General features: G+C 71.2%; 17 protein-coding genes. 11 read left to right on the top strand and 6 right to left on the bottom strand.

What is annotated here, in order from left to right; all coding sequences use genetic code 11:
• The first annotated feature begins 127 nt into the window (after positions 1-127).
• From ACH5AF_RS15390 to ACH5AF_RS15370, 5 genes are all read left to right on the top strand, one after another.
• Positions 128-577: an SRPBCC family protein gene (locus ACH5AF_RS15390; protein ID WP_215180912.1), complete on the top strand. Its 450-nt coding sequence runs from the start codon at positions 128-130 to the stop codon at positions 575-577.
• Positions 577-1,938: an ArsA family ATPase gene (locus ACH5AF_RS15385; protein WP_398902143.1), complete on the top strand. Its 1,362-nt coding sequence runs from the start codon at positions 577-579 to the stop codon at positions 1,936-1,938. Before ACH5AF_RS15390 ends, ACH5AF_RS15385 begins: the two co-directional genes overlap by 1 nt.
• Before the next feature lie 65 nt (positions 1,939-2,003).
• The gene (locus tag ACH5AF_RS15380) at positions 2,004-2,450 is read left to right on the top strand and encodes a DUF5304 domain-containing protein (protein WP_398902142.1); all 447 of its coding nucleotides are present in this window, start codon (positions 2,004-2,006) and stop codon (positions 2,448-2,450) included.
• Between the two features lie 64 nt (positions 2,451-2,514).
• Positions 2,515-3,456, top strand: coding sequence for an ROK family glucokinase (locus tag ACH5AF_RS15375; protein ID WP_398902141.1), 942 nt, complete (start codon positions 2,515-2,517; stop codon positions 3,454-3,456).
• Between the two features lie 71 nt (positions 3,457-3,527).
• Entirely contained in the window at positions 3,528-4,292 is a 765-nt protein-coding gene (locus ACH5AF_RS15370; RefSeq protein ID WP_398902140.1) for an endonuclease/exonuclease/phosphatase family protein, read from the top strand.
• 708 nt (positions 4,293-5,000) lie between these two features.
• On the opposite strand, the gene ACH5AF_RS15365 is transcribed toward ACH5AF_RS15370, so the two are convergent.
• Both ACH5AF_RS15365 and ACH5AF_RS15360 read right to left on the bottom strand, forming a co-directional pair.
• On the bottom strand, positions 5,001-5,555 hold the full coding sequence (locus tag ACH5AF_RS15365) for a hypothetical protein (RefSeq protein ID WP_398902139.1): 555 nt from the start codon (positions 5,553-5,555) through the stop codon (positions 5,001-5,003).
• Positions 5,548-6,354: an alpha/beta hydrolase gene (locus ACH5AF_RS15360; protein ID WP_398902138.1), complete on the bottom strand. Its 807-nt coding sequence runs from the start codon at positions 6,352-6,354 to the stop codon at positions 5,548-5,550. The genes ACH5AF_RS15365 and ACH5AF_RS15360 overlap by 8 nt, the downstream gene beginning before the upstream one ends.
• A gap of 197 nt (positions 6,355-6,551) precedes the next feature.
• On the opposite strand from ACH5AF_RS15360, the gene ACH5AF_RS15355 reads away from it, so the two are divergent.
• From ACH5AF_RS15355 to ACH5AF_RS15340, 4 genes are all read left to right on the top strand, one after another.
• A complete protein-coding gene (locus ACH5AF_RS15355; RefSeq protein WP_398902137.1) occupies positions 6,552-7,328 on the top strand; it encodes a lysophospholipid acyltransferase family protein in 777 nt (258 codons plus the stop codon).
• Positions 7,329-7,360: 32 nt separating this feature from the next.
• Complete coding sequence (gene macS, locus ACH5AF_RS15350) at positions 7,361-8,626, top strand: MacS family sensor histidine kinase (RefSeq protein WP_398902136.1); 1,266 nt, start codon at positions 7,361-7,363, stop codon at positions 8,624-8,626.
• The gene (locus tag ACH5AF_RS15345; RefSeq protein WP_398902135.1) at positions 8,623-9,297 is read left to right on the top strand and encodes a response regulator; all 675 of its coding nucleotides are present in this window, start codon (positions 8,623-8,625) and stop codon (positions 9,295-9,297) included. The genes macS and ACH5AF_RS15345 overlap by 4 nt, the downstream gene beginning before the upstream one ends.
• A 157-nt stretch (positions 9,298-9,454) precedes the next feature.
• Positions 9,455-10,483 (top strand): 6-phosphofructokinase, encoded by a 1,029-nt coding sequence (locus tag ACH5AF_RS15340; RefSeq protein ID WP_398902134.1) that lies wholly within the window; start codon positions 9,455-9,457, stop codon positions 10,481-10,483.
• Between the two features lie 55 nt (positions 10,484-10,538).
• On the opposite strand, the gene ACH5AF_RS15335 is transcribed toward ACH5AF_RS15340, so the two are convergent.
• From ACH5AF_RS15335 to ACH5AF_RS15325, 3 genes are all read right to left on the bottom strand, one after another.
• The gene (locus tag ACH5AF_RS15335) at positions 10,539-12,500 is read right to left on the bottom strand and encodes an anthranilate synthase family protein (protein ID WP_398902133.1); all 1,962 of its coding nucleotides are present in this window, start codon (positions 12,498-12,500) and stop codon (positions 10,539-10,541) included.
• Between the two features lie 96 nt (positions 12,501-12,596).
• Complete coding sequence (locus ACH5AF_RS15330) at positions 12,597-12,656, bottom strand: trp operon leader peptide (RefSeq protein ID WP_177152834.1); 60 nt, start codon at positions 12,654-12,656, stop codon at positions 12,597-12,599.
• Positions 12,657-12,753: 97 nt separating this feature from the next.
• Complete coding sequence (locus ACH5AF_RS15325) at positions 12,754-15,540, bottom strand: N-acetylmuramoyl-L-alanine amidase (protein ID WP_398902132.1); 2,787 nt, start codon at positions 15,538-15,540, stop codon at positions 12,754-12,756.
• A gap of 182 nt (positions 15,541-15,722) precedes the next feature.
• Between ACH5AF_RS15325 and ACH5AF_RS15320 the strand changes: the two genes are divergently transcribed.
• Positions 15,723-17,066 (top strand): class II 3-deoxy-7-phosphoheptulonate synthase, encoded by a 1,344-nt coding sequence (locus tag ACH5AF_RS15320; protein WP_398902285.1) that lies wholly within the window; start codon positions 15,723-15,725, stop codon positions 17,064-17,066.
• A gap of 157 nt (positions 17,067-17,223) precedes the next feature.
• A complete protein-coding gene (locus ACH5AF_RS15315) occupies positions 17,224-17,490 on the top strand; it encodes a bacterioferritin-associated ferredoxin (RefSeq protein ID WP_398902131.1) in 267 nt (88 codons plus the stop codon).
• Between the two features lie 70 nt (positions 17,491-17,560).
• Here ACH5AF_RS15315 and bfr read toward each other — a convergent pair whose 3' ends face one another.
• Entirely contained in the window at positions 17,561-18,040 is a 480-nt protein-coding gene (bfr, locus tag ACH5AF_RS15310; protein WP_398902130.1) for a bacterioferritin, read from the bottom strand.
• Positions 18,041-18,049: the final 9 nt, after the last annotated feature.

Below are 18,049 nucleotides of genomic sequence, written 5' to 3'. Positions count from 1 at the left end.
GCCGGCCGACGCGCCAGGAGAGCGACGTTCGTCGGCCGGGGCCGCCACCGACGGCGCTCCCTCTCGCGATAGCCTGCTCACCACCACACCACCCCGGTCATCACCGCACTGTTGAGGAGCCGCAGCGATGGCGGAACACACCAGCTCGAGCATCACGATCGATGCGGCGCCGGCCGATGTCATGGGCGTGATCTCCGACTTCGCGCGCTACCCCGAGTGGACCGGCGAGGTGAAGGAGGCCGAGGTGCTCGCCACCGACGCCGAGGGCCGCGCCGAACAGGTCCGCCTCGTCCTCGACGCCGGCGCGATCAAGGACGACCACACCCTCGCGTACACCTGGCACGGCGAGAACGAGGTCAGCTGGACACTGGTGAAGTCCCAGATGCTGCGTGCCATCGACGGCTCGTACAGCCTCGCCCCCATGGGCGGCGGCGACCGCACCGAGGTCACCTACCAGCTCACCGTCGACGTCAAGATCCCCATGCTCGGCATGATCAAGCGCAAGGCCGAGAAGGTCATCATCGACCGGGCCCTGGCAGGCCTGAAGAAGCGCGTCGAGAGCGGCGCCGGCGCCTGATGCGCAGGGTCCTCGTCACCGGGCTCGGCGGCGCGGGCCGCACCACCGTCGCGGCGGCCACGGCTCTCGCCGCGGCCGCGTCGGGCCGTCGCACACTCCTGCTGTCGGCAGAGGCGGACGCCGTGCTCGGCACCCCGGTCACCGGCACCCCCGACCGGCCGATACCGACGGCGGAGGGGCTGTGGGCCGGGCGCATCGACGCGGGCGCCGACTTCCGCGCCGAATTCCTCGACCTCCAGCGGCGCGCCTCGGCCGGACTCGACCTGCTGGGCGCGGCGCGGCTGGAGGACGAGGAACTCACCGAACTGCCGGGCAGCGACCAGTTCGCCCTGCTGCGGGCCCTGACCACCGCCTCCCGCGGGGACTGGGACGTCCTCGTCGTCGACATGCCGCCCCTGCGCGAGACCCTCGCGCTCCTCGCCCTGCCCGAGCAACTGCGGCGCTATCTGCGCCGCCTGCTGCCCGCCGAGCGGCAGGCCGCCCGGGCCCTGCGTCCCATGCTCGCCCAGCTCGCCGGTGTGCCCATGCCCGCGCAGTGGCTGTACGAGACGACCGAACGCTGGGACACGGAACTGGCAGGCGTCCAGTCCGTGATCGAGTCCGAGAACACCACCGTCACCCTGGTCGCCGAGCCCGGCCCCGCGGCCGCCGATGCCCTGCGCACCGCCCGCACCGGGCTGAGCCTGTTCGGTCACCGCGTCGACATGGTCGTCGCCAACCGCTGCGTACCGCAGGACTCCGCCGATCCCTGGGCGGCCTCGGTCGCGGCCCAGCAGGAGGCGTGCCGGCGGGAGTGGGTGGACACCTGGGTGCCGGCCGGCTCCGTATGCCTGCCGCATCTGGGCCGCGATCCACGCGGCCCGGACGACCTCACGCGGCTCCAGAAGGAGGCGAACCGCTGCTCCTTCGCGCACGACTTCACCCCCGACCCGGCGGCCCACGACCTCGACGGGCTGATCGTGGCGCTGCACGGGGACCGGGAGGGCCGGCGCCCGGTCCCGGGGCGGATCGAGAACGTGTACGAGGAGTCCGTCCGCCACCACGCGTCGGTCGCCTCGCTCGCGGACACCGACAACCACTGGCACGGCCGGGACGGGAAGATCCGCAAGGAGCCGCCGCCCGATCCCGCCTCGGACGACGGCACGCTGATCTGGCACCTCGACCTGCCCGGTGCCGTCAAGGAGCAGCTCACCCTCGTACGCCGTGGGGATGAACTGCTGATCACCGTCGGACCCTTCCGCAGGATCCTGTCCCTGCCGTCCGCACTGCGCCGCTGCACGGTCGCCGGCGCGGGTCTGAAGGACGGCACCCTGAGCGTGCGGTTCACGCCCGACCCAACCCTGTGGCCGCGGGCACGCTGAACGCCGTACCGCCGTTCGGGTAACGTCGGGTACACGAGCCCTCAGCCCTGCCGCAGGAGTACGCCATGAGCGATGCCACCGAGCGTCCCGACACCGACGCCGACGCGGACGCCTGGGCCACGGCGTGCGAGGAGGACCTCAAGGCCGAGCAGAACCGCCGGCGTGGCCAGTACGGGCCTCCGCCCGGCTCCGCGGCCGAGGAGCTCCGCAAACTCTTCGACGTCGTCGCGGACAAGGTCACCGCCTTCCAGTCGTCGCTGCCCGGCATGGCGGCACAGAATGCCGTGCAGCAGTTCGTGACCCAGGCCAAGGCCGCCGTCGAGCCCGTCATCGAACGGAACCCGCAGGTCTTCGACCATCTCGCGGCCGCGGGGGGCGAACTGCTCGCCGCCTACCGCTCCGCCGTCGAGAACCAGGAGCGCCGCTGGACCCAGCGCTCGGACACCGCCAAGAACACCGACGACCCCCGCGACGACGGGCCCGGTCCGAGCGAGCACATCGACCTGGACTGACCGGCGCCTGCCCGCCCTCGGGTACGGTTGGCATAGCGGGGCTCGACCGAATACTGAGGGACACATGGGACTCACCATCGGCGTCGACATCGGCGGCACGAAGATCGCGGCGGGCGTGGTCGACGAAGAGGGCGCCATTCTCGAGACGCACACCGTGCCCACCCCGTCGACTCCCGAGGGCATCGTCGACGCGATCTGCGCCGCGGTGGCGGGAGCCGGCCAGGGGCACGAGATCGAGGCCGTCGGCATCGGCGCGGCGGGATACGTCGACGACAAGCGCGCCACCGTCCTGTTCGCGCCCAACATCGACTGGCGCCACGAACCGCTGAAGGACAAGGTCGAACAGCGCGTCGGCCTCCCCGTCGTCGTCGAGAACGACGCGAACGCGGCGGCTTGGGGCGAGTACCGCTTCGGCGCGGGCCAGGGCCACGAGGACGTCATCTGCATCACCCTCGGCACCGGCCTCGGCGGCGGCATCATCATCGGCAACAAGCTGCGTCGCGGGCGCTTCGGCGTGGCCGCGGAGTTCGGCCACATCCGGGTCGTCCCGGACGGGCTGCTGTGCGGCTGCGGCAGCCAGGGCTGCTGGGAGCAGTACGCCTCGGGCCGCGCGCTCGTGCGGTACGCGAAGCAGCGCGCCAACGCCACGCCGGAGAACGCGACCATCCTGCTCGGTCTCGGCGACGGCACCGTCAACGGCATCGAGGGCAAGCACATCAGCCAGGCAGCGCGGCAGGGCTGCCCGGTCGCCATCGACTCCTTCCGCGAGCTGGCGCGCTGGGCGGGCGCGGGTCTGGCCGACCTGGCCTCGCTCTTCGACCCGTCCGCGTTCATCGTCGGCGGCGGCGTCTCCGACGAGGGCGACCTGGTGCTCGACCCGATCCGCAAGTCCTTCCGCCGCTGGCTGGTCGGCGGCCGGTGGCGCCCGCACGCGCAGGTTCTCGCGGCCCAGCTGGGTGGCAAGGCCGGACTGGTGGGCGCCGCCGACCTGGCCCGCCAGGGCTGAGCCCCCCGTACGGCCATGTGCCCGTCGCGTCCTCATCGGATTGCGGCGGGCACCGTCGTATCTTGATCCGCATGGCCACCAGCATGCTGCCCGCCCTGCCCAAGTCCCGTACGGAACCAGATGGTTCAGTCGTGATCCGGGTGCTGAGCTACAACATCCGGTCGATGCGCGACGACGAGGACGCCCTCGCCCGGGTGATCCGGGCCTGTGAGCCGGACCTGGTGTTCGTCCAGGAGGCCCCGCGGTTCTTCCGCTGGCGCAAGCACGCGGCGCGGCTCGCCGCCAGGACCGATCTGGTGACGCTCTCCGGCGGCGCGACGGCTGCCGGGCCGCTGCTGCTGTGCTCGCTGCGCGCGACGGTGGAGCACACGGAGGACGTCCTGCTCCCGCTGACGCGGGGGCTGCACCGGCGCGGCTTCGCCACGGCGGTCATCCGGTTCGCGGGCGTGCGGGTCGGAGTGATCAGCTGCCACCTGAGCCTGCAGACGGACGAGCGTTACGCCCAGGCGGGCATGCTGCTGGACCGGCTGGCCGCGATGGGCACGCCGCACGCGATCGCGGCGGGCGACATCAACGAACGTCCCGGCGGCCGGAGCTTTGGACGCCTCGCCGACGCGCTGCAGGACTGCTGGGCGGTGCGCCCGTGGGGTGAGGAGCACACGTCGACGCCGGTGGATCCGCACCAGCGGATCGACGCGATCTTCGCGACGCGGGGGGTCCAGGTGCTCGGCTGCGGTGTCCCGTGGGGCCTGGAGGGCGTGACGGACCGCGACCTGCGCGCGGCCTCGGACCACCTCCCGGTCCTGGCGGCCCTGCGTCTGCCGGCGACGGGATAGGCCCGGGGGCATGTTCGGGGCGCTGCGTCCGGACCCTGCGCCTCGACAGGGACCGGCAGTTGGCCCCCGCGCAGCGGACGCGGTGCCGGGGCCGTGCGGGGCCGGGGGCATGCAGGCGGCGGGGCACAGCGGGGTGTGTTCCGGGGGCCGCTCCGCCCCTCGCGCCTCAGACGCCGGCGGGGCTGGATGTCGCCCGGTGCGGTGGCCGTACGGGCGTTCCTGTGGGGCCGAAGGCCCGCGGGCGTTGTCGTGGGGCTCGCCCCGCACCCCCTCGAACACCGGCGGGCCGGCAGTGGCGCTCGGGCAGTGGACCGGTGCCGGCGCTCCTGTGGGGTCGCGGGGTGCCGGCGCCGGGGTACTGCGGCTCGTGTTCGGGGCTCCGCCCCACGCCTGGAGCGCCGGCGGCCTGGATGTCGCCCGGTGCGGTGGCCGTACGGGCGTTCCTGTGGGGCCGAAGGCCCGCAGGCGTTGTCGTGGGGCTCGCCCCGCACCTCGCCTCCAACGCGGACGGGGCTGGCAGTTGGCCCCGCGCAGCGGCCCAAGTACCGGCGCCCGCGCGGGGGCCGAGGCATGCCGGCTGCGGGACAGGCTCGGCACCCCGCGCCATGGAACGCCACCGGGCCGGAGTCGCCCTGCGGGCACCGCCCGCCCCGCGGGGCCGGGCCGGGCGCGCAGCCCAAGGCGCAGGGGCCCCGTACCCGCGCCCTGCTACACCACCGCGCCCCGACCCGGGTCGTCCTCCTCGTCGTCGTCCGACGACATCCGTGCCACCAGCGTCGCGAACCCGCCCAGGAAGCCGCCGATGCACAGCGTCGTCAGCCACCACGTCATGTCCCATCCCAGCAGCACCGCGACCAGCATCAGCACCGGGCCGCCCACCACCGCCAGCCACGCGAACTTCGCCGTCACGTCCGCGTCCGGCAGGGGCGGCGGCTCTGGTGGGACGAAGTGGCCCTCGTCGGTCTCGTCGAAGTCCTCGTCACTCGCCTCCGCGACCTGGTAGTCGCGGGGGCCGCCCCCGCCGACGCCCGGCGCGAACGTGATCGAGCTGCCCAGCACGGGCGGCTCCTCGGCGGCTTCCTTCGGGGGCTTGGGCCGCTCGTTCACCCCGCCCTCCAGGCGTGCCAGGTCGTCCACGGACTTGAACGGCTTGGCGCCCGGCGGATCCGCCGGCTCGTCGCCGTACCCCGCGACGATGGCCGCCCAAGCGGCCTCCTCGTCGATCGGCTGCGGCTCTCGGTCCGCATCGTGCTGCTCAGCCACCGGTCGTGCTCCCTCCCAGGGACTCCGTCGCGGGGGACCCCGTGGTCCCGGCCTCCGGCGCGAGCCGGCCGATGAACGCGTAACTCTCCTCGAAGATCCGCTCCGCATCGTGGTCCAACGTCGCCACGTGGTAGCTCTGTTCCAGCAGGATCTCCGTGACGTCCGTCGACGAGACGCGGCTGAGGATCCGCGCCGAGTCCGCGGGCGGCACGACGTGGTCCTGGGGGCTGTGCAGCAGCAGCATCGGCTGGGTGACCTGTGGCAGCTCGCCGTCGACGAGCCGGAAGAACTGCCGTACCGAGTGCGCCGCGTGCAGCGGCACCCGGTCGTACCCCACCTCCTCGACCCCCGGCTTCGCGATGTCGCTGGTCAGCCCCTTCGTGGAGGGCACCAGATGGCGCACCACGGGCAGCAGCGACGCCATCGCGCCGTGCACCTTGTTGGCCGGGTTGACCACCACGACGCCCTGCACGGCGTCCCCGTGCTTGGCGGCCAGGCGCAGGGTGAGCGCGCCGCCCATGGAGAGGCCGAAGACGAAGACACGGCTGCACCGCTCCCGCAGGGAACGCAGTTCGCGGTCCACCTCCGCGTACCAGTCCTGCCAGCCGGTCACCTGCATGTCCTGCCAGCGGGTGCCGTGTCCCGGCAGCAGTGGCAGGGACACCGTGAGCCCCCGCTCCGCCAGATACTCGGCCCAGGGGCGCAGCGACTGCGGGCAACCGGTGAATCCGTGACAGAGAAGGACGCCGACCTCGCCGCCTTCGCGGCGGTATGGCTCGGCTCCAGGAAGGACCGGCACCGGGGTCTCCTGTTCGTGAGGTGTACGGGGAATGTTGGACGTCATGGGCGCGTGTGACGGCCCCCAAGGTGTACTTCACGGTACGCGACCGGACGGACACCGACCAGGGCCGTCACCGCGTCCGGCGGGCCCGGCACGACAGGACGCAGGCCACCAGGGGTTAAGGTCTGTTCGAGAACACACAGGAGGATTTCGAGTTGATCTACGGAGCCATGAAGTTCTCCATCGGGGGATCGCTGAAGCTCGCCTTCAGGCCATGGGTGGAGGGCCTGGAGAACATTCCGGCCGAGGGCCCCGCGATCCTCGCGAGCAACCACCTGTCCTTCTCCGACTCCTTCTTCCTCCCCGCCGTGCTCGACCGCAAGGTGACCTTCATCGCCAAGGCGGAATACTTCACCTCGCCCGGAGTCAAGGGCAGGCTGACCGCCGCCTTCTTCAAGGGCGTGGGGCAGCTGCCGGTGGACCGCTCCGGCGCGCGCGGCGCGGGCGAGGCGGCGATCAAGGCCGGTGTCGACGTCATCGAGTCCGGCGGTCTTTTCGGCATCTACCCCGAGGGCACCCGTTCCCCGGACGGCCGGCTCTACCGCGGCAAGCCCGGCGGGCTCGCGCGGGTGGCGCTGGCGACCGGCGCGCCCGTGATCCCGGTCGCGATGATCGACACCGAGAAGATCCAGCCGCCTGGCAAGATCGTCCCCAAGCTGATGCGTCCCGGCATCCGGATCGGCAAGCCGCTGGACTTCAGCCGGTACCACGGCATGGAGGGTGACCGCTTCATCCTGCGCTCGGTGACCGACGAGGTCATGTACGAGATCATGAAGCTGTCCGGCCAGGAGTACGTCGACATCTACGCGACCGCTGCGAAGCGTCAGATCGCCGACGAGGAGAAGGCTCGCAAGGCCGCCCGGGCAGAGGCCGAGAAGGCGGCCAGGGCAGAGGCCGAGAAGGCGAAGAAGGCGCAGCGTCCGGCGGCCTAGCCGAGACGGACACAGCTTCGGGGGTGGGGGAGATGACCGGGCGCGAGCGCGTCGTACGGATGTCGGTCGAGCTGCCGCTGTGGCGCGCGCTCGCCGGCTACCGCGTCCTGACGATGGTCTACGCGGTGCTGCTGTTCGCGTTCGCACCGGACAAGTTCGAACGTCCTGCCGTGGCGGTCGGCTTCCTCGCCGTCATGGTCGTGTGGACCCTCGCCACGCTGCCCAAGGTGTCCAACGCGGCCCGGTGCACCCGCGGTTTCCTGATCGCCGATCTGACCATCGCCCTGACCGGCATCCTGCTCACCCCGCTCGCCGACGCCCAGGCGCAGACACAGGACGGCCCGACGCTGCCGACCATATGGACAGCGGGCTCCGTCCTGGCCTTCGCCATCAAGGGCGGCTGGCGCTGGGCCGGTTTCGCCTCCTCGCTGGTCGCGGTCGCCAACATCATCGAGCGCGGCGAGCCCAGCCGCGACACCTTTCACAACGTGCTGCTCGTCTGGGTCGCCTCGATCGCGATCGGCTATGTCGTCGAGGTCGCCCGGGCCTCCGAGCGCACCCTCGCCCGCGCCCTGGAGATCGAGGCGGCGACCCGCGAGCGCGAGCGCCTGGCCCGCGACATCCACGACAGCGTGCTTCAGGTGCTGGCGATGGTCCAGCGGCGCGGCACCGCGCTCGGCGGTGAGGCTGCGGAGCTCGGCCGGATGGCGGGGGAGCAGGAGGTCGCTCTGCGCAGCCTGGTGGCGGGCGGACTGCTGCCGCCGCCGCGTTCCGCTGCGGCGGACGGGGACACGGCGGCGGACGGCGGCACGGCGCCAGACCGTGACACGGCGGTGGAGAGCACCGTGCCCGCCCGGCCAGGCCGGCGCCGGGTGCCCGACGGCGCCGGCCCGGGCGAGCCGTGCGACGTGCGCACGCTGCTCGCCTCCTTCGTCACCTCGCGCGTGACGCTCTCCGAGCCCGGCGCCCCGGTGCTGCTCCCGGCCCATGCGGCGGCGGAGGTCGCGGCCGCCGTCGGCGCCGCCCTGGACAATGTCCGTCGGCACGCCGGCGAGAACGCCCAGACGTGGATCCTGGTCGAGGACTGGCCGGACGAGGTCGTCGTCACGGTCCGGGACGACGGCCCCGGCATCGCGGAGGGCAGGCTCGCGCAGGCCGAGGGGGAGGGCCGGATGGGAGTGGCCCTGTCCATCCGGGGCCGGCTGCGCGACCTGGGAGGCACGGCCGAGCTGGTCTCGGTGCCGGGGCAGGGCACGGAAGTCGAGTTGAAGGTCCCACGGGGGAAGGCGGAGAAATGACCGGAGCGAAGCCGATCACGGTGATGGTCGTCGACGACCATCCGATGTGGCGGGACGCGGTCGCACGCGATCTGGCGGCGGCGGGTTTCGACGTGGTCGCCACGGCCGGGGACGGTGCGCAGGCGGTGCGCCGGGCGAAGGCCGTCACCCCCGATGTCCTCGTGCTCGACCTCAACCTGCCCGAGCTGCCCGGCGTCCAGGTGTGCAAGGAGCTCGTCGCGGCCCTGCCCGGCCTGCGGGTGCTGGTGCTGTCCGCGAGCGGTGAGCATGCGGACGTCCTGGAGGCCGTGAAGTCAGGGGCCACCGGCTATCTGCTCAAGTCGGCGAGCACGGAGGAACTGACGGACGCCGTGGGGCGCACGGCCGCGGGCGATCCCGTCTTCACCCCGGGCCTCGCCGGTCTGGTCCTCGGAGAGTACCGCCGACTCGCGTCCGAGCCCGCCCCCTCCCCGGGCGGTGACGCGCAGAAGGCTCCGCAGCTGACCGACCGGGAGACCGAGGTGCTGCGGCTGGTCGCCAAGGGGCTGTCGTACAAACAGATCGCCGAGCGTCTCGTCATCTCGCACCGCACCGTGCAGAACCATGTGCAGAACACCCTCGGCAAGCTCCAGCTGCACAACCGCGTGGAGCTCGTGCGGTACGCGATCGAGGCGGGTCTCGACGACGCCTGAGTCACCGTCACCTCCGCCGCGTTACCCGTACGGGTGAATGACGTCCGCTCGATGTCCCGGAGTCGTAGAGGAATTGACCCTTCGCCCCATCCCTGAGTGACCTGGATCACCATTAGCGTGACGGTCCTAGGGTCCACCCCAGGCGAAGGGAAGTTCCATGCGCGTCGGAGTACTGACCGGGGGCGGCGACTGCCCCGGCCTCAACGCGGTCATCCGCGGCCTCGTCCGCAAGGGCGTCCAGGAGTACGCGTACGAGTTCGTCGGCTACCGCGACGGCTGGCGCGGACCGCTCGACGGCGACCACATCCCCCTCGACATCCCCGCCGTCCGGGGCATCCTGCCCCGCGGCGGCACCATCCTCGGCTCTTCGCGCACCAACCCGCTCAAGGAGGAGAGCGGCATCCGCCGTATCAAGGAGAACCTCGCCAAGCACGAGGTGGACGCGCTCGTCGCGATCGGCGGCGAGGACACCCTCGGCGTGGCGGCACGGCTGTACGAGGAGTACGGCATCAGTTGCGTCGGTGTGCCCAAGACCATCGACAACGACCTGTCCGCCACCGACTACACCTTCGGCTTCGACACCGCCGTCGGCATCGCCACCGAGGCCATCGACCGGCTGCACACCACCGCCGAGTCCCATATGCGCGTCCTCGTCGTCGAGGTGATGGGCCGTCACGCAGGGTGGATCGCCCTGCACTCGGGTCTCGCCGGCGGGGCGAACGTCATCCTCATCCCCGAGCAGCGCTTCGACGTCGACCAGGTCTGCGCCTGGGTGACCTCACGCTTCCGGGCCAGCTACGCCCCCATCGTGGTCGTCGCCGAGGGCGCCATGCCCAAGGACGGCGACGCGGTCCTCAAGGACGGCTCGCTCGACTCCTTCGGCCATGTCCGGCTCTCCGGAGTGGGGGAGTGGCTGGCGAAGGAGATCGAGAGCCGTACGGGCAAGGAGGCCCGTACCACGGTCCTCGGCCACGTCCAGCGCGGCGGCACCCCGAGCGCCTTCGACCGCTGGCTCGCCACCAGGTTCGGTCTGCACGCGATCGACGCGGTGCGGGACGGCGACTACGGGAAGATGGTCGCGCTGCGCGGCACCGACATCGTGCGCGTACCCATCGCCGATGCCACGGCGAGGCTCAAGACGGTCGACCCCGCGCTGTATGCGGAGATCGGCGTCTTCTTCGGCTGAGCCGCCGCAACGGGCGCTGCGAGGACGACCGTGTCCCCGCAGCGCCGTCCGCCGCTCAAGGCCGCTGGGCCGGGACCGCCGCGAGCAGTTCGGCCACCAGGGCCGCGCCGTCGAGCGTCAGGACCGACTCCGGGTGGAACTGCACCGAGGCGAACCCCGGACCGCGCAGCGCGTGCACGTCCCCCGTGGCCGTGTCCCGGGCGACCTCCACGGCGCGGTCCGCGAGCAGTGCCGACGCGCCATCCGCGTCGCAGCGTGCGGTGAAGCTGTTGTAGAAGCCGACCGTCTCCGGGCGCCCGAAGAAGTCGATCCGCTCCTGGGCGCCCTGGTACGGCTCGTCCTTGCGGACGATGTCCAGGCCGAGTTCGGCCGCCATCAGCTCGTGCCCCAGACACACCCCCAACAGGAAGGTGCGGCCCGAAGCGCCTCGATGAGGTGTGGTGGTCGGATTACGGTCGGGCCCCTGCCGGTGTTCGCGCAGCAGATCTGCGGCGAGCCCGCGCAGCAGCCGCATCTTCTCGTCGCCCGCGTCGGCGGGGTCGCCGGGGCCTGGCCCCAGCACCACCGGCCCCTGATGGCCGAGCACCCGCTCCCGCAGCTCCGGCTCGTCGTACCGGTGCACCGACACCTCCAGGCCCGACGAGCGCAGCAGATGCGCCAGCATCGAGGTGAACGTGTCCTCGCCGTCGACCACCAGGGCATGGCCGGACAACCGCGCGGACCTCTCCTGCATCCGCAGCCAGAACGGCGCCAGGTCCGCGCGCCGGGCGTCCAGCGCCGCCCGTACGCGAGGGTCGTCGGCGAGCCGGGGCCGCACCGCCGGTCCCCCGGCGCGCCCAGGCCGCACCCCGAGGGCCGCCAGCACGGCCGCCGCCTTGGCGTGCGTCTCGGCCACCTCGCCTTGCGGGTCCGAGTGCCGTACCAGCGTGGCCCCGACCGGGACACGCAGCGCCCCTGTCGCGTCGATGTCGGCGGTGCGGATCAGGATCGGCGAGTCGAGCGTCTGCGCGCCGGCACCGTCCAGGCCGATCAGGGCCAGCGCCCCCGCGTAGTAACCGCGGCCGGCACCGTCCCGCCCGAGGGGCTCATGGCGCTCGATGACCCGGCACGCGTTCTGCACCGGCGAGCCCGTGACCGTCGCCGCGAACATGGTCTCCTTCAGCACCTCGCGCACATCGAGGGACGAACGTCCCCGCAACTCGTATTCGGTATGGGCGAGATGAGTCATCTCCTTGAGCCGCGGACCCACCACCACACCGCCCATGTCGCCGACGGTGCACATCATCTTCAGCTCCTCGTCGACGACCATCGACAGTTCCTCGCGCTCCTTGCGGTCGTCGAGGAAGCCGAGCAGCGCCTTTGCACTCGGGCCCTCGGGCGGATAGCGGAACGTCCCGCTGATCGGATTCATCACGACCGTCCCGCCGCTCATCCGCACATGCACCTCGGGGCTCGCACCCACCAGGGTCCTCGTGCCCGTGTGGACGACGAAGGTCCAGTACGCGCCCCGCTCGCCGGCCAGCAACCGCCGGAACAGGGCCAGTGCGTCGGCGCGGGAGAAGCCGGAGATGTGGCCGGTGAAGGTGCGGCGGATGACGAAGTTCGCTCCCTCGCCCTGCCCGATCTCGTCCTCGATCACCCGGCGCACGATGTCCGCGTACTCCTCGTCGCCGACGTCGAACGCACCGCCCTCGACCCGCACGGCGTGCCGGGGGAGCTGCGCGAGGACGTCGTCCAGCCCCGGCTCATGGCACTCGTCGGCGACCAGCACGGCGAGCGGTGTCCCGTCGTCGCGGACGTCGAAGCCGCGCTCGGCGATCTGGCGGAACGGGATGAGCGCCAGCGCGGGACGCTCGCCCACGGGGAGGTCGGCGAGGCGTTCGGCGTGGTGCACGTCCCCGATCAGCACCTCGACGGTGCCGTGGTCACGGCCGGGCGTGCGCCGGTGCAGCAGTGCGAACGGAGGGCAGTCGTCGCCCAGGAGCCGGCTGATGAGTCTGCCGAGGCTGTCGGTCATGCGGGTGTTCCTTCCGGGGGAGAGGAACGGCCGCTGGTGGCGAGAACACCGAAGGCCGCCCCTCGGGCGGCCTTGATGATCCGGTGCTGCGCGCGATCAGGAGGTGGGCCGCCGATGTGCGGTCCACCACCAGTTCTGGATCTGCTGCGCGAACATGCCGCCGACCCTAACGCATCCGCCCGCGGCGCTGCGGCACGTCCCACGATGAGGACGGCCGCTGCGCCGCGGGCGGAGTGCCTGCGGGCCGTACGGGTCAGACCAGCAGGTTGTAGATCTGCCAGCCGTTGCCGACCGACGTGCGGGCGGCGAACGGGGCGGCCGGGTCGCCGGTGCCCCTGTAGAACCACAGGGCGCCGGAGGGCTCACGGCCCACCATGTCGGCGATGCCGTCCTTGTTCAGATCCCCGGTGGCGTTCATCGTGTTGAACATGTTCCAGCCGCCGCCGACCTTGACGCGTGCCGCGAACGGAGCGGCCGCGTTGCCCGTGCCCTTGTAGAACCACAGGTAACCGGACTTGTCCCGGCCGACCGCGTCGCCCTTGCCGTCCTTGTTCAGGTCGCCGGTGGCGATGAGCAGGTTGTAGGTCTGCCAGCCGTCGCCCACCTTGGTGCGGGGGGCGAAGGGAGCGGACGGCGTGCCGGTGCCCTTGTAGAACCACAGGGCGCCGGAGGGCTCACGGCCCACCATGTCGCTGATGCCGTCCCCGTCGAGGTCCTGGGATCCGACGAGCAGGTTGAACATGTTCCAGCCGGGTCCGACCTTGACGCGGGCCTTGAACGGCTGGTTCTTGTTGCCGCTGCCCTGGTAGTACCAGAGGTAGCCACCGCTGTCCCGGGCGACCATGTCACCGGTGCCGTCGGCGCGGAGCGGTCCGAGGTCGGTGATCACGTTGTAGCCCTGCCAGCCGCCGCCGATCCGGTAGCGGCTGAAGAACGGCGGCGTCGTGCTGCCGGTGCCCTGGTACTGGTACAGGGAGCCGCCGGAGTCACGGCCCAGCAGGTTGAAGCGGGTGGTGCCGGAGTCGGGCGCGGCGGGCGTGGCCTCCGTGACCTCGGTCGACTTCACCCAGGCCAGGCGGTGGTTGTAGCGGATCGGGACGTAGACGTCCGTCGTGCCTTCGACCCGGACCTGCGCGGAGCCGAAGTAGTCGTCACCGAGGACGGCGTCGCCGGCCTTCGCGTAGGCCTGGCCGGTCGCGACCGTGTACTTCGACAGGTAGTTCGGGTTGTCCGTCGGGGCGGACTGTCCGGTGCCCTCGTAGGCCGACGCCTCCGGGAACGACCGCCCGTACAGCTTCGCTCCGGTCACGGGCTTCACGAGCGTGCCACCGGTGACGGGCGCGGTGTACTGGCCGCCCGGGTTCCGGAACCACGCCTTCTTCCCGGCGTACCAGATCGCCGTCCAGTCGTTCCGGGCCTCGGCGACGACGTAGGTGCCGCCGGCCACGACCTTGTTGCCCCAGTTCGGCCCCTCGGACCAGAGGTACGTGGGGAAGTAGGGGTCGGTGATCGTGGCCGAGGACGTGGACGGCTGCGTGTAGAGGTAGAGGAAGTTCGACGGGCGGGGGTCGACGGGCTTGGTCTCGCCGCCGTACGTCAGTGTGGGTTGGTTCGCCGTGGTGAACGGCGGTACCACGCGGACCAGCTGGCCGGCCTTGAGCGGGCCGCCCGCGCCGCCGGCGCCGGTGGGGGCGCCGATCAGCGACATGTAGTGGTTCCAGTCCCAGTAGGGACCGGCGTCCCAGTGCATGCCGGCGACCTTGGCGTCCAGCTGTCCCGGGACCTCGTCGTGGCCGATGATGTGCTCACGGTCGAGCGGGATGCCGTACTTGGCCGCCAGGAACTTCACCAGTGCCGCGGAGGACTCGTACTGGGGCTCGGTGTACCAGCTGCCCGCCCTGATGGCGTAGCCCTCGTGCTCGATGCCGATGTCGTGCATGTTCGCGGTCCAGTTGCCCGCGTGCCAGGCGATGTTCTTGTTCTCGACCATCTGGGTGACCAGACCGTCGGAGGCGCGGATCAGGTAGTGCGCGCTGCCCCGTGCCGTGGAGCTCTGGAAGGTGGCGATGGTGCCTTCGTAGCTGCCCTCGGTGTCGTGCACGACGATCCGGCGGACGTCGAAGCCGTTCGCCGGGCGGCTCGCCAGCGTGTAGTTGCGCTGGCCGGTGCTCGGCACCTCGGCAGGGATGTAGTTGCAGTTCAGGCCCACCGGGCACTCGGGTGTCGGAGTCGCCGTCGTGCTCACGGTCGTCGCCAGCGGCAGCTTCGACGGCTTGACCGGGTTGGCGGACGGGTCGGCGGCCAGGGTGACCTGCTGGCCGTCGGCGGTCAGGCGGCTCTCGCCGGTGCGGATCGACTCGAAGACGCGCTTGGCGAACAGGTCGGCGCCCTTGCGGTCCGGCGACTGGCTGTAGCGCGCCACGGCCGCGTACCACTCGTCGGCCTCGTCGGGCAGGTCGCCCGTGACCTCCTTCTGGTACTCGGCGAGCAGCGCGGCACCCGCTCGGATGCTCGTCCCCGCGTCGGTCTTCACGGACTCCTCGGAGCTGTCGATCAGCTCGGCGGCCTCGTCCAGCGTGTGCAGACGGGGGTCGTCGGTGTCGACCGTCTCCTTCGGCAGGGCCGCCAGCGCCTTCGCGGCGTCGAAGGTCTTCTCGATCTCCGGGTTGCCGCTCGAGTTCAGGTGCGCCAGGCGCTCCTTGTCCTCGTGCTGCTCGACGTCCCCCGGCTGGACGCTGGTCAGCCCCATCACGTTGTACGCGCCGGTGACACTCGGCTCGCCCTGGTGGGCCTCCCAGCGCGTCTGCCGGTACGAGACCGCCATCAGCACGCTCTGGGGGACGTCGAACTCGTCAGCGGCCTTCTCGAACTCCGCCTGGAGCTGCGCCCCCGGTGCCACGGCCGCGGTCTCGCTGTCCCCGCCCAGCAGTTCCGGCGATGCGACAGCGACCGTGCCGGCGACGGCGGACGCCACGACGGCAGCGGCTACCCCGTACAGGATCGATCTCTTCTTACGATTTCTCCGATGTCTCGGATTCACGCCCCACCCCAGTTCAAGGCCCGCCCCTGCAGGCTCGGAAGTGATGGCGACCGCGGCTCCCCGCCGGGTCGCAAGCGCTTGAGGCTAACACCAGTGCATGACAACGATGGCCCGGGGTCGTCTCACCTGCTGAGCGCCGACATGGACAGCGCTCACGACCCCGTAATGTTGACGGCGTGACCGTGAACGCTAAGACCACCGCTGGTGGCAACACCTGGCGAAACCTGCCCGCGGCGCAGCAGCCCGAGTACCCCGATGCCGAGGCTCTGCGCGATGTGATCGCGGACCTCGAGTCGTATCCGCCGCTCGTCTTCGCGGGCGAGTGCGACCAGCTGCGCGCCCGGATGGGAGCCGTCGCCAAGGGCGAGGCGTTCCTGCTCCAGGGCGGCGACTGCGCCGAGGCCTTCGACGCCGTGTCCGCCGACCACATCCGTAACAAGCTCAAGACGCTGCTTCAGATGGGTGCCGTGCTGACGTACGCGGCTTCCGTGCCGGTCGTCAAGGTCGGCCGGATCGCCGGACAGTACTCCAAGCCCCGCTCCAAGCCGACCGAGACCCGCGACGGGATGACGCTCCCCACCTACCGGGGCGACTCCGTCAACGGCTTCGACTTCACCGAAGAGGCCCGCATCCCGGACCCCGAGCGCCTGAAGCGGATGTACAACGCGTCCGCCTCCACGCTCAACCTGGTGCGCGCCTTCACCACCGGCGGTTACGCCGACCTGCGCCAGGTGCACGCCTGGAACCAGGACTTCGTGAAGTCGTCCCCGTCCGGCCAGCGCTACGAGCAGCTCGCCCGCGAGATCGACAACGCGCTGAACTTCATGAAGGCCTGCGGCACCGACCCGGCGGAGTTCCGCACGGTCGAGTTCTACGCCTCCCACGAGGCGCTGCTGCTGGACTACGAGTCGGCGCTCACGCGGGTGGACTCGCGCTCCGGGCAGCTCTACGACACCTCGGGCCACATGGTCTGGATCGGTGAGCGCACCCGGCAGCTTGACGGGGCGCACGTCGAGTTCGCGTCCCGGATCCGCAACCCGATCGGCATCAAGCTCGGCCCGACGACGACCGTCGACGAGGCCCTGCAGTACGTCGACAAGCTCGACCCGGAGCGCGAGCCTGGCCGGCTGACGTTCATCGTCCGCATGGGCGCCGACAAGGTGCGCGACAAGCTCCCCGAGCTGGTCGAGAAGGTGACCGCGTCGGGCGCGACCGTGGCCTGGGTGACCGACCCGATGCACGGCAACACCTTCGAGGCGGCCTCCGGCCACAAGACCCGCCGCTTCGACGACGTGCTGGACGAGGTCAAGGGCTTCTTCGAGGTCCACAAGGCGCTCGGCACCCACCCCGGCGGCATCCATGTCGAGCTCACCGGTGACGACGTCACCGAGTGCGTGGGCGGCGGCGACGAGATCTTCGTCGACGATCTGCACCAGCGCTACGAGACGGCCTGCGACCCCCGGCTGAACCGCAGCCAGTCCCTGGACCTGGCGTTCCTGGTGGCGGAGATGTACCGCGACCAGTAGTGACGGCTCGACGACGGTGGGGCGCGGATCCATGTGATCCGCGCCCCACGGTCGTATTCCGGGCTTTTGCGTCCCGCAGGCGGCGGGTAAGGTTAGGTTAGCCTCACCGAGTAATCGGGGCGGCGCCACTTATCGATCCCGCTCGATTTCCCGGGAGGTGAACCGCGTGTACGTCTGCTCTTGCTTCGGCATCACGGAGAAGCAGGTCAAGGAACACGCGGAGGCCGGTGCCTGCACCCCCCGCCAGATAGCGTCGGTGTCGAAGGCCGGCACGGACTGCGGTTCGTGCGTGCGCCGCATCCAGGGTCTGCTCGGCCGTGGGGAGTGCCCCCGCCGGGAGCTGCTGGAGAACGGCGACAGCACCGCCGTCCTGGCCGCTGATGCGGCCCCCGGCGCCCGTCCCGCGCTCGACGAGGCCGCCTGAACCTCGCGCGAAGCCGAGCTCGACGACACCGGAGCCGCTGGAACCTCGCCCGGTCCGGTGAGCGGCGCGCTCAGCCCTCCGGCTGCTCGATCAGCTGCGCGATGTACAGCGCCTCACCGAGCTTGTCCACCAGCTCCAGCTGCGTGTCGAGGTAGTCGATGTGGTGCTCCTCGTCCGCGAGGATCGACTCGAAGATGTTCGCCGAGGTGATGTCGCCCTTGCCGCGCATTACCTCGATGCCTCGCCTGAGGCGATCGATCGCCTCCACCTCGATCTGCCGGTCCGCCTGGAACATCTCGTGCACCGACTGCCCGATCCGCACATGGAACAGGCGCTGGTAGTTCGGCAGGCCCTCCAGGAAGAGGATGCGGTCGGTGAGTACCTCGGCGTGCTTCATCTCGTCGAAGGACTCGGCCCGGGTGTACTTGGCGAGCTTCGTCCAGCCGAAGTTCTCCTGCATCTTCGCGTGCAGGAAGTACTGGTTGATTGCGGTCAATTCGGCGGTCAGCTGCTCATTGAGAAACTCGATGACCTCGGGGTCGCCCTGCATCGCAGAGGC

The organism is Streptomyces sp. NPDC018833 (assembly GCF_044390825.1).
Classification (GTDB): Bacteria; Actinomycetota; Actinomycetes; order Streptomycetales; family Streptomycetaceae; genus Streptomyces.
This window is presented reverse-complemented; position numbering and strand designations above follow the sequence as displayed.

What these genes read in the sequence shown, in the direction of transcription:
- ACH5AF_RS15385 (WP_398902143.1), top strand. Translation starts at nt 577, where the DNA reads ATGCGCAGGGTCCTCGTCACCGGGCTCGGCGGCGCGGGCCGCACCACC.
- ACH5AF_RS15390 (WP_215180912.1), top strand. Translation starts at nt 128, where the DNA reads ATGGCGGAACACACCAGCTCGAGCATCACGATCGATGCGGCGCCGGCC.
- ACH5AF_RS15345 (WP_398902135.1), top strand. Translation starts at nt 8,623, where the DNA reads ATGACCGGAGCGAAGCCGATCACGGTGATGGTCGTCGACGACCATCCG.
- ACH5AF_RS15340 (WP_398902134.1), top strand. Translation starts at nt 9,455, where the DNA reads ATGCGCGTCGGAGTACTGACCGGGGGCGGCGACTGCCCCGGCCTCAAC.
- ACH5AF_RS15335 (WP_398902133.1), bottom strand. Translation starts at nt 12,500, where the DNA reads ATGACCGACAGCCTCGGCAGACTCATCAGCCGGCTCCTGGGCGACGAC.
- macS (WP_398902136.1), top strand. Translation starts at nt 7,361, where the DNA reads ATGACCGGGCGCGAGCGCGTCGTACGGATGTCGGTCGAGCTGCCGCTG.
- ACH5AF_RS15375 (WP_398902141.1), top strand. Translation starts at nt 2,515, where the DNA reads ATGGGACTCACCATCGGCGTCGACATCGGCGGCACGAAGATCGCGGCG.
- ACH5AF_RS15380 (WP_398902142.1), top strand. Translation starts at nt 2,004, where the DNA reads ATGAGCGATGCCACCGAGCGTCCCGACACCGACGCCGACGCGGACGCC.
- bfr (WP_398902130.1), bottom strand. Translation starts at nt 18,040, where the DNA reads ATGCAGGGCGACCCCGAGGTCATCGAGTTTCTCAATGAGCAGCTGACC.
- ACH5AF_RS15370 (WP_398902140.1), top strand. Translation starts at nt 3,528, where the DNA reads ATGGCCACCAGCATGCTGCCCGCCCTGCCCAAGTCCCGTACGGAACCA.